At 47.5% G+C, this 992-nt stretch carries 2 protein-coding genes; both read right to left on the bottom strand.

Annotated elements, in window-relative coordinates; all coding sequences use genetic code 11:
• Nucleotides 1–7: 7 nt before the first annotated feature.
• Complete coding sequence (locus tag Xentx_RS18140) at nucleotides 8–532, bottom strand: IS630 family transposase (protein ID WP_074021875.1); 525 nt, start codon at nucleotides 530–532, stop codon at nucleotides 8–10.
• Nucleotides 533–569: 37 nt separating this feature from the next.
• Nucleotides 570–992 (bottom strand): helix-turn-helix domain-containing protein (locus Xentx_RS18135; protein ID WP_208607610.1); only part of this gene is annotated, 423 nt, incomplete at its 5' end.

Below are 992 nucleotides of genomic sequence, written 5' to 3'. Positions count from 1 at the left end.
TAAGTCCTCAAGAGAAATTAATTGCAAATTGGTCACCATAACCAGCTAATAATGTATTGATCTCATATTCCATGGTTTCCTGAGTCCAGGTGATAAAACGTCGCCAGTGGTATTTCGCCTCCCTCCAGACGATTTCAATCAGATTCAGTTCTGGGCTGTAGGCGGGAAGGTAAAGCAAAAACAGGTTGTGCTCTCGTAACCAGCGATTTTTAATTTTTTCATCGATCCCATGATGGATAGGCGCATTATCTAACACGACAACTGTCAGGCGATGATCTCCTTGTTGGGCAACCTGCGCTAAAAAATCAATGACATTACTCCGCGTGACACTGCTTGATATTATCTGATAAAACAGCGTGTTATCAGTGTAATTTAGCGCACCTAGCACTGACCGTCTGACAGAGCTTTGAGGCTCTGCTTCATGGGGCTTACCTCGGGGACTCCATCCATATTGTACCGCTGGGGAGGCAGAAAAACCCGCCTCATCAAAATAGACTAGACGGTAATGACCTGACCGTGCGCCCGCCTTCATTTTATTCAACAAGGCGGCTTTTTCAGCAAATTCCGCTTCATTGCGTTTTTTTTAAAGACAAGCGAGCTCGCTTATAGGTTAATCCTTGTCTTTTCAGGGTATTAGCCAGCGTCTCCAGTGTACAGGGCAAAGGGCCATGCTTATCCTCAACTTTCTGTGCGATTCGGGCTAGCGTCAGAGATTCTGCGCGAGCGGATTCGACCGCGGTAGCAATCATCTCAGGTGTCATGGCGGGATATCGACCACCGACATGGCCTCCTAATAATCCCGCTATCCCTGAATCATGCCAGGCGTGAACCCAGTCATAGATAACTCTGAGACTACATCCTATCTCCTCGGCGATCTGACGGGGTTTGATGCCTCTGGCAAGCATGAGTAACCCCGTTCCTCGCGTACGGATGTCCCGATGTATGTGGTTCAAAGCAAGTTGTTGTAATGTAATACGTTCTGGTTCAGACAG

The organism is Xenorhabdus thuongxuanensis (genome assembly GCF_001908095.1).
GTDB classification, from domain to species: domain Bacteria; phylum Pseudomonadota; class Gammaproteobacteria; order Enterobacterales; family Enterobacteriaceae; genus Xenorhabdus; species Xenorhabdus thuongxuanensis.
This window is presented reverse-complemented; position numbering and strand designations above follow the sequence as displayed.